19 protein-coding genes are annotated in these 17168 nt (G+C 42.4%); 1 reads left to right on the top strand and 18 read right to left on the bottom strand.

Going from position 1 to position 17168, the window contains the following annotated elements; all coding sequences use genetic code 11:
* Nucleotides 1-17: 17 nt before the first annotated feature.
* The 15 genes from MHH40_RS00380 to MHH40_RS00310 all read right to left on the bottom strand — a co-directional run bounded on the left by MHH40_RS00380 (nucleotide 18) and on the right by MHH40_RS00310 (nucleotide 13783).
* The gene (locus MHH40_RS00380; protein WP_034661036.1) at nucleotides 18-722 is read right to left on the bottom strand and encodes a DnaD domain-containing protein; all 705 of its coding nucleotides are present in this window, start codon (nucleotides 720-722) and stop codon (nucleotides 18-20) included.
* Nucleotides 723-820: 98 nt separating this feature from the next.
* Nucleotides 821-2113 (bottom strand): asparagine--tRNA ligase, encoded by a 1293-nt coding sequence (gene asnS / locus MHH40_RS00375; protein WP_340900535.1) that lies wholly within the window; start codon nucleotides 2111-2113, stop codon nucleotides 821-823.
* Between the two features lie 115 nt (nucleotides 2114-2228).
* Nucleotides 2229-2714, bottom strand: a complete 486-nt coding sequence (tseB, locus tag MHH40_RS00370; RefSeq protein ID WP_050943862.1) for a cell wall elongation/penicillin-binding protein regulator TseB — start codon at nucleotides 2712-2714, stop codon at nucleotides 2229-2231.
* Nucleotides 2715-2726: 12 nt separating this feature from the next.
* Nucleotides 2727-2897 (bottom strand): YpmA family protein, encoded by a 171-nt coding sequence (locus tag MHH40_RS00365; RefSeq protein ID WP_003215469.1) that lies wholly within the window; start codon nucleotides 2895-2897, stop codon nucleotides 2727-2729.
* Between the two features lie 132 nt (nucleotides 2898-3029).
* Nucleotides 3030-5822: an ATP-dependent DNA helicase DinG gene (dinG, locus tag MHH40_RS00360; protein ID WP_340900534.1), complete on the bottom strand. Its 2793-nt coding sequence runs from the start codon at nucleotides 5820-5822 to the stop codon at nucleotides 3030-3032.
* Between the two features lie 113 nt (nucleotides 5823-5935).
* Nucleotides 5936-6319, bottom strand: a complete 384-nt coding sequence (gene panD, locus MHH40_RS00355; RefSeq protein WP_034620444.1) for an aspartate 1-decarboxylase — start codon at nucleotides 6317-6319, stop codon at nucleotides 5936-5938.
* Nucleotides 6312-7178 carry a pantoate--beta-alanine ligase gene (panC, locus tag MHH40_RS00350; RefSeq protein ID WP_268458306.1) on the bottom strand — a complete coding sequence of 289 codons (867 nt, stop codon included), beginning with the start codon at nucleotides 7176-7178 and terminating at the stop codon, nucleotides 6312-6314. The genes panD and panC overlap by 8 nt, the downstream gene beginning before the upstream one ends.
* Nucleotides 7175-8014, bottom strand: coding sequence for a 3-methyl-2-oxobutanoate hydroxymethyltransferase (gene panB, locus MHH40_RS00345; RefSeq protein WP_003215996.1), 840 nt, complete (start codon nucleotides 8012-8014; stop codon nucleotides 7175-7177). Before panB ends, panC begins: the two co-directional genes overlap by 4 nt.
* A gap of 197 nt (nucleotides 8015-8211) precedes the next feature.
* Nucleotides 8212-9195, bottom strand: a complete 984-nt coding sequence (locus MHH40_RS00340; RefSeq protein WP_340900533.1) for a biotin--[acetyl-CoA-carboxylase] ligase — start codon at nucleotides 9193-9195, stop codon at nucleotides 8212-8214.
* Entirely contained in the window at nucleotides 9168-10370 is a 1203-nt protein-coding gene (locus tag MHH40_RS00335) for a CCA tRNA nucleotidyltransferase (RefSeq protein ID WP_340900532.1), read from the bottom strand. Before MHH40_RS00335 ends, MHH40_RS00340 begins: the two co-directional genes overlap by 28 nt.
* Nucleotides 10363-11508, bottom strand: coding sequence for an N-acetyl-alpha-D-glucosaminyl L-malate synthase BshA (gene bshA / locus MHH40_RS00330; protein ID WP_050943857.1), 1146 nt, complete (start codon nucleotides 11506-11508; stop codon nucleotides 10363-10365). Before bshA ends, MHH40_RS00335 begins: the two co-directional genes overlap by 8 nt.
* Nucleotides 11505-12215, bottom strand: coding sequence for a bacillithiol biosynthesis deacetylase BshB1 (gene bshB1, locus MHH40_RS00325; protein WP_137055047.1), 711 nt, complete (start codon nucleotides 12213-12215; stop codon nucleotides 11505-11507). The genes bshA and bshB1 overlap by 4 nt, the downstream gene beginning before the upstream one ends.
* A complete protein-coding gene (gene mgsA, locus MHH40_RS00320) occupies nucleotides 12202-12621 on the bottom strand; it encodes a methylglyoxal synthase (RefSeq protein ID WP_050943855.1) in 420 nt (139 codons plus the stop codon). Before mgsA ends, bshB1 begins: the two co-directional genes overlap by 14 nt.
* A gap of 17 nt (nucleotides 12622-12638) precedes the next feature.
* On the bottom strand, nucleotides 12639-13442 hold the full coding sequence (dapB, locus tag MHH40_RS00315; protein WP_050943854.1) for a 4-hydroxy-tetrahydrodipicolinate reductase: 804 nt from the start codon (nucleotides 13440-13442) through the stop codon (nucleotides 12639-12641).
* 5 nt (nucleotides 13443-13447) lie between these two features.
* On the bottom strand, nucleotides 13448-13783 hold the full coding sequence (locus MHH40_RS00310) for a nucleotide pyrophosphohydrolase (protein WP_024422788.1): 336 nt from the start codon (nucleotides 13781-13783) through the stop codon (nucleotides 13448-13450).
* Nucleotides 13784-13920: 137 nt separating this feature from the next.
* Here MHH40_RS00310 and MHH40_RS00305 point away from each other — a divergent pair, with 137 nt between their 5' ends.
* On the top strand, nucleotides 13921-14793 hold the full coding sequence (locus MHH40_RS00305; RefSeq protein WP_003215598.1) for a YitT family protein: 873 nt from the start codon (nucleotides 13921-13923) through the stop codon (nucleotides 14791-14793).
* A 30-nt stretch (nucleotides 14794-14823) separates the two neighbouring features.
* Here the strand turns inward: MHH40_RS00305 and ypjB are convergent, their stop codons facing one another.
* The 3 genes from ypjB to MHH40_RS00290 form a co-directional block, all read right to left on the bottom strand.
* Complete coding sequence (ypjB, locus tag MHH40_RS00300; RefSeq protein WP_310024821.1) at nucleotides 14824-15627, bottom strand: sporulation protein YpjB; 804 nt, start codon at nucleotides 15625-15627, stop codon at nucleotides 14824-14826.
* A 65-nt stretch (nucleotides 15628-15692) separates the two neighbouring features.
* Complete coding sequence (locus MHH40_RS00295; protein WP_003215758.1) at nucleotides 15693-16286, bottom strand: DUF1405 domain-containing protein; 594 nt, start codon at nucleotides 16284-16286, stop codon at nucleotides 15693-15695.
* A 100-nt stretch (nucleotides 16287-16386) separates the two neighbouring features.
* Nucleotides 16387-17154 (bottom strand): menaquinol-cytochrome c reductase cytochrome b/c subunit, encoded by a 768-nt coding sequence (locus MHH40_RS00290; RefSeq protein ID WP_003215888.1) that lies wholly within the window; start codon nucleotides 17152-17154, stop codon nucleotides 16387-16389.
* Nucleotides 17155-17168 lie beyond the last annotated feature (14 nt).

Raw genomic sequence — 17168 nt, 5'->3', positions numbered from 1 at the left:
GACTTCTCCTTCATTGGTTATTGTTCCAGCCAATTATAAAAAGGAACTTGTCGCTTATATGTTGACGTCTCTTCTTTTGATGGTGGCGCTTTTTGCTGAGAACGGAAATGCTGGCTATGCTCTTTTGCTTCTTCCGCTGTTTTTAGCCCTTTCTTTTTCCACTCAAACAGAATTCGGTCGATATAACGGAAATTTAATTTTCCTGATAAAACCGCTTCTCTTAATGCTAGGCGAATCATTTCAGCATCATGATGGTCTTGATCCATCCAGATCGAGAGTGTTTCTCCTTCAAGAGGAGAGAGCGGTCTGCCAAATTCATCTTCAAATAAAGCATATAAAGACTTTTCAGCCTGTACGTGAAGTTTTTGACCTTCCTTCGCTTGTTTTGCCTCTAAAAAGTCATACAGCACGCCCCATAAAGGCTCAACTGAGTAACGGTCATGCTGAATACCAGACCCGTCTTCAAACGGCTGAATCGAAATAAATCCTTTTTGAATTAAATGCTGAACCATATACGCACACTCTTCAGCTGAAATCGTCATGCCATGGGATAGCTCTTCAAATGTTTGAAAGAACACACCTTGTTCTTCATTCATTTTAATCTTAAGCATCACCATCATTTGTGATTCATTCAGTCCTAACTGCTCATAATGAGCAATCAGCAAATTAGGCAAACTGGTCGAACCCATTTGCTGCATATTAATAAATTGCTGCCTATTCATCGGATACACCTCTTCACTTTAAGTATATCACGTTTTATTTCACGTGCCCCTTCAAAAAACGTTTGAAAAAGCCTCCATATGTTGGAGGCTTTCACGTCTTAAGGATATAAACGGTTTAATAATCTTGGGAAAGGAATGGTTTCACGAACATGCGGCGCTCCACTAATCCAAGCAACAGTACGTTCAAGTCCAAGACCAAAACCTGAATGCGGTACAGAACCATATTGTCTTAATTCTGTGTACCATTTGTATGTTTCTTGATCTAGCCCATGTTCTTTCAATCTTGCTTCAAGCAGCTCTAGATCATGGACACGCTCAGAACCGCCAATGATCTCTCCGTAGCCTTCTGGTGCAATCAAGTCTGCACAAAGAACAACATCATCACGATCTGGTGCAGGCTGCATGTAAAATGGTTTTAATGATGTTGGATAATGAGTGATAAACACTGGTTTATCGTAGCTTTCAGCGATCGCTGTTTCGTGAGGTGCGCCGAAGTCATCTCCCCATTCAATATCGTCAAAGCCTTTTTCTTGCAAGAATTTAATTGCTTCATCGTAAGTGATGTGCGGGAATGGTGCTTTGATATTTTCTAATTTTGCTGTATCACGGCCAAGTGTATGCAGTTCCACTTTACAGTTTTCAAGTACACTTTGAACCACATGAGTCACATAATTTTCTTGGTACTCAAGGTTTTCATTAAATTCGACAAAAGCCATCTCAGGCTCGATCATCCAAAACTCAATTAAATGACGTTTAGTTTTAGATTTTTCAGCTCTAAATGTTGGGCCGAATGAGAATACTTTTCCGAGTGCCATTGCCGCAGCTTCCATGTAAAGCTGTCCACTTTGAGAAAGGTACGCATCTTCATCAAAATATTTCGTCGCAAACAGCTCCGTTGTGCCCTCAGGTGCACTTCCAGTTAAAATTGGCGGATCTACTTTCACGAAGCCTTCTTGATGGAAGAACTCATATGTAGCACGAATGATTTCGTTACGAATTTTCATAATGGCATGCTGCTTTTTAGAACGAAGCCATAAATGACGGTGATCCATTAAGAATTCTGTTCCATGCTCTTTTGGTGTAATTGGGTAGTCAGTTGCTTCGTGAATCACTTCAATGGATTTCACTTGCAATTCAAAACCAAGAGGTGAACGCTCGTCTTTTGTTACTTGTCCTGTCACATAGACAGATGTTTCTTGAGTGACTGATTTCGCAAGCTTAAAGACTTCCTCTTCCACTTCTGCTTTTACTACGACTCCTTGAATAAAGCCTGTCCCGTCACGCAGCTGCAAGAATGCAATTTTACCGCTTGAACGTTTATTGGCAATCCATGCGCCGATGGTTACATCTTCATCGACATGTTTGAACACTTGATTAATCGTTGTTTTCAACATAATTCCCTCCAAAGCCAGAAAGAAACTCACCTTTTCGATAGGTGTGATTCTTTTTTCATACATTTTATTATAACCGTTCTAAATCAGCATGGTCAACGCAAGACAGGAGAAACTATGGTGTTACATTTTTTTCCACATGTCCTGTTGAGAAGTCGACATAGCTAAAGCTGTATTGATTGTTTTCATTTAAGTACGTCACTTCCCAAAGGAGTACGTCACCTTCTCTTGCTAATTGAACGTCCTTTAGCTTAGAGACTGTGTTCTCCTTTTGAACAGCTTGTACTGCTTGATTTGAGGTAATACCGTCTTTTGCTTTTTTTGCAATCACTTTTTCTTTTTTGCTGGCAGGTACCCAAACATAGGTTGTTTCATTTTGTTTGTTTTTCCCTTCAACAATAAATTGTTTTTCTTTTCCGACAAAGGTTTCTACTTGCTCCACTTGTACGATGTTTGCTTGTTTTTTTGCTCGTTCAATCGCCGCCTCATGACCTTGTTCCTTTTGCCCCATGGCAATCTGATAAATCCACGTAAAGCTGATGATGCCAATGAGCAAAACGAGAGCCACAACGGATGAAATGATCCAAACTATTTTTTTCATGTCAAGCTTCCCCTATGTGCGATATATTGTAAATATCGCTTGATTTTGATCTTCTTGATCTAATGCCAATCCAAACATGAGATCTTCTCTTTTAAGCGTTCTGTTCAATAAGTCAACAATTTTATACAGGTCCTCTGAATGCTTAATGTGAACAGTTGAAAGTACCTCTATTTTACTTTCCACTTCTAATTCCTCCTCGGTACGTAAATATTGTTAGTCATACTTTTCGGCGCGGGAACCGATACTATTTTTACAACGGAACACAAAAAGCCGTTACGATAAATTAACTCCAAACCCACACCAGCTAAAGGCCGCTTATGACAGCGGCTTTTCGTTGTTGAGTTTCTCTATATACGCCTCAAGTGATTCTTTTGACATCTCGTGGACTGGCGCAAGAGGGAGTGATTCTAAAAATAGCTTTCCATATGACGCGGTTTTCACTCGGCGGTCTAAAATGAGCAATGTCCCTATGTCTTTTTCAGAGCGCAGCAAGCGTCCTGCACCTTGTTTAAAGGTTAACACAGCTTCTGGGAGTGCAACGGCTTTAAACGGGTTCTTTCCCTGTTTTTTAGCGGCATCACATTTTGCTTCAATGAGCGGTGAATCAGGCGGCCGAAACGGGAGGCGTGCCATAATGACTGTTGTCAGCTCTGATCCAGGAAAATCGACACCTTCCCAAAAACTACCCGTACCAAGTAAAATCGCATGTTTTGCTAATTTGAACATCTTCGTTAATTTAACAGGGCTACCGCCCGTCAGACCTTGAGCAAAAAGGGCGGCTTGCATCCCTTCTGTTTTCAGTTCATCATACACTGCTTTTAACATCTCATGTGAATTAAATAACACCAATATTTTCGCTTGATGCTGCTTTTCCATCATCTTAATGTACCGTACTGATTGCTTTACATAGTCGCGCTCATCACGGTTCGTAATCGGCGGCATATCAGCTGGTACGATAACCTTGAGCTGTTTTTCAAGTTCAAACGGTGACTCAATCTGTACAAGATGCGGATAAAAATCCTGCAAACCAAATCGTTCTAAGCAATAATCAAAGCGACCATTGATTGTGAGTGTCCCTGATGTGAGGACAACACTTTTTTTGTTCATAAAAAATCGATCCGCTAAAAGCTCTCCAGTATCTAGCGGCTGTGCATGCATAAAGACAGCATTTTTGGCACCTTTTGCATCAATCTCAATCCAAACCGTTTCATCGTTTTTCGGTTCAAAAATGAATCGGTACAGCGTACTGCAAAATGTGTGCATAAACGACATCACTTGATCGTATTCCTCTGCTTCAAACGCAAAGTGCTCTGTCAACTGATCACTTTTTTGAAGAAGCTCGCTTTTTTGCTGCTCATACAGCTTTTCACAAGCAATTAACAAAGAACAAAGCTTACTTGCCGTCTCTTTAATCCGTTTCCACTGCGCATGCTTCGAATGATGACGGACTCTATGAATGAGACGATTGATGTCTGCTTTTGGTTTTGTCCTTTTGACAAAAGAATGAACGGTACTAAAGAAGGCGTCACTTTCCATTTGAAGCTGATGAAGATACTCATCCATTTCGATAAAGGTGTCCGTCTGTAAGCCGGCACCGTGAAATCTCTTTTTGAGCTTCTTTAACAGACCGCCCTGCATGGAGCCAAGCTGCGTTAATTTCGCATGAAGCTGAATATACGACGCACTATCCCCTAGCGTTTCATTGGCTGTTTTCTCAAATTGGTGAGCCTCGTCAATCACATATACGTCAGCATGCTGAAAGATAGATGATGCTTCCGTTTGTGATAAGAGCAGGCGATGATTCGTTAAAATTAAATCAGCTGTTTTGGCCCTTCTTTTCGCACGCTCATAAAAGCAGTATCCTTTAAAGCGGCGCTTTTTCGATGTAAACGGCATGTGCACACACGAAATCCGGTCTTTTATATTGGCAGCTCCCGACGGTAAATTTAGTTCAGATAAATCACCCGTTTCTGTCACAAGGAGCCACATTAATATTTGCGCCTTCGTTAAGACCACATCATAATTATCATCTTCCTCATGCAGCACATGCTCAAACTTATCTAAGCAAATATAATGCGCCCGACCTTTGAATACACAGGCTGCTGGCTCAAATGGAAGCAATTGATTTAAAATCGGCACATCACGCTGAAGCATTTGCTGCTGCAAAAGAATGGAATATGTACTAATAATGACAGGTTTTCCTGATTTCTTTGCTTCTAATGCAGCTGGTATGAGGTATGCGAGCGTTTTTCCAATACCTGGTGCCGCTTCAATTAAAGCATAAGCTCTTTCATGAAACACATCTCTCACTTTATTCATCATCTTGAGCTGGCCTTCTCTTACTTCATAGCCTTCCACTGTGTGTGGAAGCTTCTTTTTGATCTCCTCAAATAGCTGTTCATCGTCTTCCCCTACTGAATCTGTCGTATCCTTTTCAGAATTGGTGACATCTTTAACAGCAAAAGAGCCGACTTCTACCAAAGAATCTTCGCGGCTAGCATCACTCGTTTCAAGCTGCTGGATTAAAAGTCCTATATCACTTAAGAGATAAGAGGATAATCTGCGCAGCTGCTTTAGCACATTTGGCGGTGTATGTGTTAATTGATGGAGTAAGGTTAAAAATAACATGGCAGTAACTTCCGCATCACTATCCGCCCTGTGCGGGTGGTCATGTGGAAGCATGAGCTCTTCGCTTAATTCAGTGAGCTTATAGCCTTCAAGCTCTGGATAAAGAATTCTAGAAATTTCAACTGTATCAATCGCTAGCACATCCAGCTCATTTTTCCCGCATGCTTTTAGTTCATCATTTAAAAAATTCAAGTCAAAATGAACATTGTGCGCAACAAAATAAGCGCCTTGAATGAGATCATACACCTCTTGGGCAATGTCCTCAAAAAACACTGCATCGTCTACCATATGCTGCTGAATGCCTGTCAGCTGTTCAATAAATCCAGGGATCGCTTTTCCCGGGTTCACATATTTTGAATACCGTTCGACAATTTGTCCATTTTCAATGACCACCGCAGCAATTTGAATGATTTTATCACCCTTTTTAGGTGAATTTCCGGTGGTTTCAATATCAACGACAACAAACCTTTGATCGGCCATAAAATGGACACCTCAATTCCTCGTTCCACTCGAAGTGAAACACGCTCTGGGCAAAAATAGCTGAAACAGAACAGCTCCTTTTCTTAAACTGTTCTGTTTCATTGCAGCATGCGTTATAAAATCGTTCTCGCAGGCTCTTGCCCAATCATTTGTTCAATTTGATTTTCTTTATTTAACACGACCACTTTTGGTGTATGTGTCTTTGCTTCTTCTTCTGAAAGCATCCCATAAGCGATAATGATCACTTCATCACCCGGCTGAACCAATCTTGCTGCTGCGCCATTTAGACAAATGACACCGCTCTTTCTTTCACCGGGAATAATATATGTTTCAAGTCTCGCGCCATTATGATTATTGACAATCTGTACTTTCTCATTTGCCATCATACCTGCCGCATCAAGTAAATCTTCGTCAATGGTGATGCTTCCTACATAATGTAAGTTTGCTTCTGTTACTGTCGCTTTATGAAGTTTAGAAGTCATAAAGGTTCTATACATGCTTTTCACCGCTTTCAGGAACATGGAATATCACATTATCAATCAGTCTTGCCCGTGAGAATTTCACCGCAATCGCAATGATGACCTGACCTGCTAACTGCTGAAGCGGCTCAAGCTCTGGATAGGAGTAAATCTCAATATAATCAATTTCCCCGCTCGTTTGAAGAATTTCTTCTTCTACCAACTGATAAATGCGACTGACGTCACGTTCACCTTTTTCAACCGCTGACTGTCCTTTTTTCAATGCGCGGTACAAAGCAGGAGCTTCTTGTCTTTCTTTATCAGACAAGTACACATTTCTTGAACTTTTCGCTAAACCGTCTTCTTCCCTAACTGTCGGCACTGAGACAAGATGAAGATCAAAGAAGAAATCCTTGATCATCGCATCGATCACAGCGACTTGCTGTGCATCCTTTAGACCAAAGTATACATTTGTTGGGGCTACAAGATGAAATAGCTTTGTCAGCACAGTCACAACGCCGTCGAAATGTCCTGGGCGTTTTTTCCCACATAAGACATCAGTCCGCTTTTGAACCGTCATCGTGATCGATGGTTCATTTGGATACATTTCTTTCACAACAGGTGTAAATAAAATATCTACCCCTGCTTCTTCTGCAAGGCGCTGATCTCTTTCCATATCCCTTGGATAGGATTCAAAGTCTTCGTTCGGTCCAAATTGCAAAGGATTGACAAAGATGCTCATTACCACAATGTCATTTTGATCTCTTGCTTCTTTCGCAAGCGTCAGATGTCCTTCATGAAGAAAGCCCATCGTTGGGACAAAGCCGATGGAATGCTGTTTTTCTTGATGCAGCTTGATCAATTCCTTCAACTCGTGAATATGGGTGACAACGTTCATTTTTTGATCCCCCCATATAAACCATCAAGGACTTCTTCTTTGATATGAAATGTATGCTTGTCTTCTGGAAATGTGTGTGCTTTTACTTCTTTTGTATATTGAATAAGCGCTTCTTCTAATACAGTATCCATTTGCGCGTATTGTTTCACAAACTTAGGTGTCCTAGACACGCCGTATCCTACCACATCATGGTAAACGAGAACTTGTCCGTCTGCCTCAGCCCCTGCACCAATCCCGATCACAGGAATCTTCAGCATGTCGGTAATTCGTTTTGTCAGTTCACCAGGTACGCATTCAAGCACAAGTGCAATCGCACCAGCTTCCTCACATTTTAAGCTGTCTTCAATCAATTTCTGCGCACTTTCGTGGTCTTTTCCTTGCACTTTATACCCGCCAAGTACTCCAACTGACTGAGGTGTGAGACCTAAATGACTGACGACAGGAATCCCGCCTCTTGTGAGAGCTTGAATGGATTCAAATACGCCATCTCCACCTTCTAGCTTTAAGGCATCCGCACCGCTTTCTTGCATGATGCGTGCTGCGTTTTTCAATGTTTCTGCTAATGAATAATGGTAAGACATAAATGGCATATCCGTCACAATAAATGTGTCTTTTGCGCCTCTTTTCACTGCTTTTGTATGATGAATCATGTCATCGATCGTGACTTGTACTGTCGAATCGAGTCCAAGTACAACCATCCCAAGTGAATCACCGACTAAGATCATGTCGACTTCCGCTTTTTCTGCTTGCTTTGCAGATGGATAGTCGTATGCTGTCAGCATTACAATTGGTTCATTTTGTTCTTTCATTTTGAAAAAATCTAGCTTTGTCTTCATTTGTTCCTCCTCATTCTGGAGAGGAGATGGCTTGCCTCACATCACATGTTTTGATCTCTCATGCGCGGCGAATCATCCCTCTGTCCAAGTCCCTTAGGATCAAGGCAGAAATTTATCAAATTTTTGTTTCTAACAGGTACAGCTCTTTTCAGATACTGCCCACACGAAGTATATCAAAAATGTGCCGGGTGTTCCACTTAAGTTGACTTGATTTCGATGTCTGCGGAGTAGATTTTTTGGATCCCTTCCTCCGTTTCAAGCAATAAAACACCTTCTTCATTGATTCCGAGCGCTTTTCCAGTGTATTGCCCATTGACGGTGCGGGCCACAATATGCTGCCCGATCGTCATCGCAAACGATTCCCATAATTGTTTAATGGGCGCAAATCCTTGCTTCATATAATCAGCATACCTTTTTTCAAAGGTGGACATGATCTGTTGGATGAGCGCAGCACGGTCCACTTTTTCATTCAATTCCATTTGCAGGCTCGTGGCGACATCCTTTAGTTCCTCCGGAAAGTCATCAGCCGTTTGGTTCACATTAATGCCCGGGCCAATAATCACTGCATGAACCTGGTCCGTCTCTGCTTTTAATTCAGTCAGAATGCCAACGACTTTTTTCCCGTTTAACAAAATATCATTTGGCCATTTAATGGATGGACTGAGTCCTGTTTGCTCTGCAATAGCTTCTGCGATGGCTACAGATGCTAAAAGCGTCATCTGCGGCGCTTTGTGCAGCGGAATTTCAGGCCGTAGAATGAGACTCATCCAGATGCCTGTCCCATTTGGTGAATGCCACATTCTTTGAAGGCGGCCTTTCCCGTTTGTCTGATGATCACTGACAACGAGCGTACCGTGGGGCGCACCTTCATTTACAAGATCATGGGCAATCAGCTGGGTGGAGGCGACTTCTTTCTGAAAATAAATGTGCCTGCCAAAGCTCTCTGTGTCGAGACCAAACAGAATTTCGTCCTCACTAATTTTGTCCGGTTTACGTAGCAAGCGATATCCCTTTCTTCTGACAGCTTCTACCTCATACCCCTCTTTTCTGAGGTCCTCTATATGCTTCCAGACAGCCGTTCGAGAACAGCCAAGCTCATCACAAATTTGCTGACTTGAGACAAAGTCCTGGCTAGATGCTGTAAATAGTTCAATTAATCGTTTTCTAATTGCTGATCGCATGCTGTAAGCCACTCCTCTATGGCTTCTTTTCGGTTTTCTAAATGATTGTGCAGAACGGCTTTTTTCACCAAATCAAGCTCTTCTGAAATCCATTTTCCTGATGTCTTTTGCCGAAAGGCCATTAACTCTTTTCCTGAAACAGCGAGGTCTTGAAGCGTTTTAATCGGCAGTGCATCATAAGAACGCTTCGCTGCCTCCAGCTCGTCAAAGAAAATGCGGCGCTCGTTTTTTAGCTGTGAGATCTTCAAGCTAGATAAGAGCACGTGTTCACCAGCCTCAAACATCTTCTCCGCATCCCAGTCACAATCGACGTATTGACTAATAGCCACAGCGTCTTTCAAAAGCTTTGTTGACAGCTTCCATTCTTTTAAGAAGAGCACAGCCTCCGCTTCATCTAAGCCAAGCAAATGGATAACAGTCCCCCATACCTCTTCCAGTCCATCCAGTAAATAATACGGAAATGACTGAAAGGATTCTTGCAGACGATCCTTTTTGAGACCCGGCAATTCTTCATACAATTTGGTAGAAATGAGCACCTTGATCGCCCGCTCACAATAACGACCTTTTAAAAGCTTTTCCATTTCAATCTTTTTGCGTTCAACGGATATGTTGGCAAGCAGGCGCTTATCTTTTTTCATCGCTTCAGCCGTCTCAGGAGCGAGCTCAAAGCCAAGCTGGCTTAAAAAACGGACCGCTCTCATCATACGAAGCGCATCTTCCTGAAAGCGGCACGCAGGATCTCCTACGGTTTGAATTCGTTTCCGCTCAATATCCTTTTTTCCCTCTACATGGTCAATAATCTCCCCATTTATATCCATGGCCATCGCATTGATTGTTAAATCTCTTCTTAAAAGATCTTCCTTCAAGGATGTGATAAACGCCACTTCTTTCGGTCTGCGAAAATCTTCATATTCTGATTCAGTTCGAAACGTCGTCACCTCATAGCTGACCCCATCATGTAACACAATGACAGTGCCATGCTCCTTGCCAACATCAACTGTTTTTTCAAATAAAGACTCGACCGTATCAGGCGTTGCATCGGTTGCTATATCAATATCACCGATTTCCCTGCCTAACAGGACATCTCTCACTGCTCCGCCGACAAAGTAAGCCTGATGCCCATGTTCGTGCAGTGTATGTAAAATAGGGATCGCATGTGTGAATGGTTCATTCATCTTCATCATCACCTTCGATCAATTCTAGGTAAAGCTCTTCATATTCACTCACTATTTTTTCAGAAGAGAAATGGGCTTGAACGCTAGACTGGGCCGCCGCTGACACTTGCTCATGAAGCGCTTTGTTTTTGAGTATTGAGACTGCGTGTTTAGCTGCCGCTTCTATATCGCCGAGCGGGACAAGGAAACCTGTCTCTCCATGTTCAATGACCTCTGGTATTCCGCCAACATCTGTTGCAATACAAGGGACACCGCAGGCCATTGCTTCAAGAAGTACAAGCCCAAAGCTCTCCTTCTCAGAAAGCAGCAGCTTCAAATCACTAATTGAATAAAGCTCCTCTACCTTCTCTTGCTTTCCTAAAAACAACACACGATCAGTTAGTTCCAGCTTTTTCACAAGATCGCATACAACCGACTTTTCAGGACCATCACCAATCAGCAGCAGCTTTGCATGCACCTGGTCAGAAATCTTTTTAAAGACATGAATCACGTCATGCACACGCTTTACCTTTCGGAAGTTCGATACATGGATGATGACCTTTTCGTCCTGCATGAGACCATAATGTTTCTTCAGCACTTCATGATCTTCACGCAAATACACACGCTCATCGACGAAATTATGGATCGTATCGATTTTTTTATCCGGTTTAATCAGATCATACGTCTGTGCAGCTAATGAATGCGACACAGCTGTTACCCGGTCTGATGATTCGATGGCAAACCGAATCACTTCCTTTAAAGATGGATCATAGCCTAAAACCGTAATATCCGTCCCGTGAAGCGTGGTAACGACTTTCACTGTGTGTCCCGTCATTTGCTTCGCTAAGAACGCACAGACGGCGTGAGGGACCGCATAATGCGCGTGAATAATATCGAGCTTCTCTCGTTTTGCGACTTCCGCCAATTTACTAGCTAGTGCAAGGTCATAAGGTGGATATTGAAAAACAGCATATTGATTGACATCCACCTCATGAAAATAAATATTCGGATACACTTTATTGAGCCTAAACGGAATACTTGAGGTAATGAAATGAACATCGTGCCCTTTTTCAGCTAAACGTTTTCCAAGTTCCGTCGCAATAATGCCCGATCCGCCGACACTTGGATAACAAGTGATTCCGACCTTTAGTTTTTTCATAATTCCCCCCCAAGTAAGTCGTCATCGATCAAAAGTGGTTTCTTTGTGATAAACCCTTCTGCATAAGCTTTATTGACTTCTCTTCCATACATAGACTCTCTCATTTTCACAAAATCAATATACCCGTTCACAAGAGGTGTCTCCACTGAATGCGCCGATTTTACAAATTGGCTTTGATACGCATGCAAGCTATCAATCTTTTGGTGCATTTCCTCAGAAATATCAATCACAAAATCTGGACGATGATGGCCGTTAATCATGTAATAATACATCTGACTTATTTTATGCGCTGGCTGCTTGTATGAATCTTCAAATTTATGTATACCTGCCGAAAAAGCAGCCTCTTCTACAAGTGAACCCGCATGACCATGATCTGGATGCCGATCTTGGTGATGCGGAGCAAAAATTAGCTTCGGTTTGTATGTACGAATCACGCCCGCAATGTCCTTCATTGCTTCGTCATTCAAATAAAGACCTCTGTCTGGCAGCGTGAGCTGGATTCGCGTTGACACGCCTAAAATGGCGGCAGCCGCTTTCGCTTCCTCTTTACGGCTCTCTACCGTTCCATTCGAGGATAATTCAGCCTGGGTCAAGTCGCAAATTCCGACACGCGCCCCTTTTTTTACGTATTTTGCAATCGTTCCGCCCATACCGATCTCTACATCATCGCTATGGGCTCCGAATGCAAGGATATCAAGTCGTTTCATTTGTTCCTCCGTTTTTTGCTACATCTCGAAAATCAAACGTACCTTTATTTAAATTCCTGACTAAAATCTCTGCGGTCCCCATATTGGTGGCAAGTGGAATGGTATACACATCGCATAGCCGAATAAGTGCAGATACATCCGGTTCATGCGGCTGCGCGGTAAGCGGGTCTCTAAAAAAGAGCACAAGATCCATTGCATTATCAGCAATTAAAGCACCAATCTGCTGATCTCCTCCAAGTGGTCCTGACTGAAAACGATGAATGGGAAGCCCCGTCGCTTCTTTCACTCTCAAACCTGTTGTCCCTGTTGCGTAAAGTGTATGATTTGCCAATATATCACGGTACGCAATGGCAAATTGGATCATGTCACTTTTTTTCTTATCGTGAGCGATTAAAGCAATGTTCATCAGGAATCCACTCCTTATTAGTCGATGATATTTTCTAAACCATAGACAAGCTGATCAATGTGCATAACCTGTTCAACTGAAAGCTTTACACCTGACATAAATGAGGCACGGTTATAAGAATCATGACGAATGGTGAGCGTCTGTCCGTCCATTCCAAACAGTACTTCTTGATGTGCGATCATACCCGGAAGTCTTACGCTGTGCAGACGGATACCGTCATAATCTGCGCCTCGTGCACCTTCGATTAATTCTTTCTCTTCTGGATGTCCTTGCTTTTTGCTTTCTCTGACTTCTGCAATCATTTCAGCTGTTTTAAGCCCAGTACCGCTCGGAGCATCAAGTTTTTTATCATGATGAAGCTCAATGATTTCAACGTCAGGAAAGTAATTCGCTGCCATTTTGGCAAACTTCATCATTAAGACCGCACCGACAGCAAAGTTTGGCGCAATAATACAGCCTATGCCCTTTTCTTCTGTTAATTGCTGGAGCTCTTTCAGGTCAGCTTCAGAAAAACCAGTGGTTCCGACGACTGGACGCACGCCATGTTCAAGCGCCTTTTTTGTATGTACTTTCCCGATTTCTGGTGTCGTCAAATCAATTAATACATCAGGTGTTGTCTCTGAAAGACACACATCAATATCTGTATAAATCGGCGCCTCAGATGTCGTATGAATCACATCAGATAATTTTTTTCCTTCGTGCGCGTGATCAAGGGCTGCCACAAGCTCAAAATGGCTCGTTTCTTCTGCCAGCTTCACAGCTTCTATCCCCATTCTTCCTCTTGCTCCAGCGATTACTACTTTGATGGTTTGGTTCGTCATCGTCTCTACTTCCCTTCTTTTTTCGTCCAGCGGTCTTTGTCTCTTGTATTGAATTTATGCATCACACGATCATGTGCTTCCTCTAGTGATATATCTAGTGAATTAGCGAGACATGTTAACACAAACAAAACATCGCCAATTTCTTCTTCCATGCTTTTTTCTGTTTCCGTTGTTTTTTTCGGCTTTTCTCCATAGTAATGGTTAACCTCTCTTGCCAGCTCGCCTAATTCTTCTGTCAGACGGGCCATCATGGCAAGCGGGCTGAAATAGCCTTCTTTAAATTGTCCTATGTAATCATCTACTTCTTGCTGCACGTGACGCAGCGTTTTTTCTTTCGTCATCAAGCTCATCCTCCTATCCATCTCTTACATGTTAGCGAAATCATAAATATTTGACAAATGTTTAAAACTCAGTTTGCTTGTTTCTCTCCCATACCATATAATATTATCGCTGTCTAAGCAAAAAAAGGAGTGGTCTCTTGCTAAAAGAAATTCGTCTTAAAAATATCGTCTTTATTTTAATAGGATCTGCGATTTTTTCTTTCGGTCTTGTTCATTTTAATATGCAGAACAATTTGGCGGAAGGCGGATTTACAGGTATTACACTGCTTTTATATTTTCTATTCCACATTGACCCATCCATTTCAAACCTTGTCTTAAACATTCCGATCTTTTTTATCGGCTGGAAAATGCTCGGCAGAACGATGTTTACTTATACAATTGTAGGTACTGTCAGTCTTTCTGTCTTTCTCGCCATCTTCCAGCGCTTTCAAATACATATGCCTCTCCAGCACGATTTGGCCCTAGCCGCACTCTTTGCAGGTGTGTTTATCGGAACAGGCCTCGGGATCATCTTTAAGTTCGGCGGTACTACCGGCGGTGTGGACATCATCGCAAGACTCATCAACAAGCATTATCAGGTGGCTATGGGACGAACAATGTTCATCTTCGACGCTTGCGTCATTACGATTTCTCTTACTTATTTAAATTACAAAGAAGCCATGTATACACTCGTCGCAGTATTTGTTGCTGCGAAGGTCATTGACTTCATGCAAGAAGGCGCTTACGCAGCCAAAGGTGCCATGATCATATCTGAAAAAGATGACATCATTCAAAAGAAAATCACAGAGGAAATGGAGCGGGGTGTGACCATTTTAAAAGGGGTCGGTTCCTATACAAAACAGGAGCGCAACGTTCTTTATTGCGTCGTCCCAAAAAACGAGCTTGTCCATCTCAAAAGCGTCGTGACCTCAGTCGATCCTCATGCGTTTGTATCCGTCAGTGACGTGCATGATGTGCTTGGTGAAGGCTTCACATTAGATGAACACAAAAAGCCGCTCAATCCGCATTAAAAAAAGAAGCCCAAAAATGGTGCTTCTTTTTTATGATTTCGGATAATCAGCTTGTCGCTTTTGCTTCTTCTCTTTTTCAGCACGGTATTTCCGAAATCCAACATACGTTAACGTTAATAAAATGATGCTTCCCGTTGTTAAAATGACCCATAAAAGCGATGGGTCAGCCTCATCTTGATCAACGAGGGAAAATACACTCGATAAATCCTCTTCAAGCTTCGTGAGGCGCTCAAGCTTTGTCCCACTTGATGCTTTTAAAAATTCACCTTGCTCAATCACTTCCATATGCTGCTTAATCGTTTGCAGCTTTTCAGGCGAAACATCAATGGTTAAACTCGGATAGATCATATCGTATAAAGAAACCAGCTCATTCCAAGTTTCATAAAACGTTGTTGATTCCGGATCCTTCACTTCTTTTTTCAACGTAGGAAAAGACCCCATAATGGGCTTCTCCAGCGAACCCCAAAGTGGCTCAGAGTCTGACTGGATCGCATCGAGCAGCATTCTAAACTGAGAGGCATAACGAAGCTTTTCGCGCTCATTCAATTCTTCCTGCGGCAGCCCTTTTATGATATCTTGATAGCCAACTGTAATTTGCCGAATCTGCGTATTTGTCAACGTTCCGCGCCAATTCTCAGCTTTAAATGTCTTTTCAACATACAATGCGACCTGTAACGCCTCATCATATTTAGCTTGTCTCGTTAATTGAAAGATTGAATCTGATAGTTCCGTTAATTCTTGCAGCACACTAGCGGCTGTTTCCTCGCCTTTGGCAACAGATGGCTGTAATACGAGAAAAAATAATAGAATCATCGCGATTGGCTTTCGTTTCATGCAAGTCCCTCCTAGCCCTTCTCCATACAGCGTATGAAGGAAAGGACAAGGTTAGACCAATATTGTTAAGGGAGTTCGAGCTTGACCGATTTTTTCGATAGGACGAAATAATACGAAACAAGAAGAACGGCAATGCTTAACCAAAACGTGACGTAGCCGATCTCGTTTGTATAGGCAGACAGCATAGAATAACGCGGCATCATACCAAATACATAATCAATCACATCATTATGTAAAATCCATATGCCAGCTACCACCAAATGACGCATTTTAAAACGATAATACGGTGCAAACAATACGGCTTGAACCGCCATCGCAAAGTGGGACCCAATCAGCATGTACCCTTCCCACGGAAAATCATCCACAGATAAAAGGACAAAGATATTCATTCCTACAGCCCATAACCCGTACTTCATTAAGGTCACGAGGGCAAGTGCTTCAAAATAAGGAGCGTTTCGTTTCATCAAAAAAGCAAGTAGAACAAATAAAAAGAAAAAGCTTGCCGTTGGACTGTCTGGAACAAAAGCTAAAAAGATAGCCGGCGTCTCTACAAGCTGTGGAATATACCAATAGTAGCCGTACACAGTGCCAAGGAAATTGATTATCAAGACTAGCACAAGCATATAGCGCGTGGCTAGCAGATATTGAATCCATCTCATACGTCTCTTCACTCACGATCTATTAAAATCAGAAAAAAGCTGACAGCGCCAGCTTTTTCTCTTTTGAGTATATCCTTGTACTTGCATTTAAACAACTGAATTATTTAGATTTGACCTCAGATAAATATTTAGACAGCTTTTCAAGTTCTTCATCGCTGCCTTTAAAGATACCCTTAGGCATGTTGCCTTTACCTTCAACAGCGATTTTAGCAATCTCCTCAGGTGCAAGACCATTGTCAACAAGTGACGGTCCGGCTGCTCCGCCCTGCATGTTATCCCCGTGACAGGAGATACATGTCTGCTCCTGATAAATTTTATACTCTTCCGCTGAGGTATCAATCTCTGCTTCTTTCTTAATTTCACCTTGCTTTGCCGCTGCTTCCCAATCATGAGTAGCAACAGACTCCCACGTTAAATATGTTGCTGCGCCGACTGCAAGGATCATCATCCCCACTGCAACCGGTCTTCTATACGGTCTGCGTTCAGGACCAGAATCAAGAAATGGTGCGAGCAACAGTGCACCAAACGCAATCCCGGGCATAATCATCGCACCAACTACCGTATAGCCACCTGCAGCAAATTCATATTTTAATAACTGGTACAAGAATAAGAAATACCAGTCTGGCAGCGGAATATAGCCGGTATCTGTTGGATCAGCCATCCGCTCAAGCGGAGGTGCATGAACCACAGTTAGGACAAGAAATCCAATTAAAAAAACGGCACCTACAAGCCATTCCTTTAAAAGAAAGTTCGGCCAAAAGGCTTCTGTTTTTCCCGGATATTCGGAATAGTCTTTAGGTATGTTAGGTTTTCTTTCTGCCGGAATTCTAGAGTCTCCGACAAACTTCATCCCTTTTCCCCTATGCAAAGTCATCCCCTCCT

Source organism: Bacillus sp. FSL K6-2431, assembly GCF_038005165.1.
GTDB lineage: Bacteria > Bacillota > Bacilli > Bacillales > Bacillaceae > Bacillus > Bacillus pumilus.
This window is presented reverse-complemented; position numbering and strand designations above follow the sequence as displayed.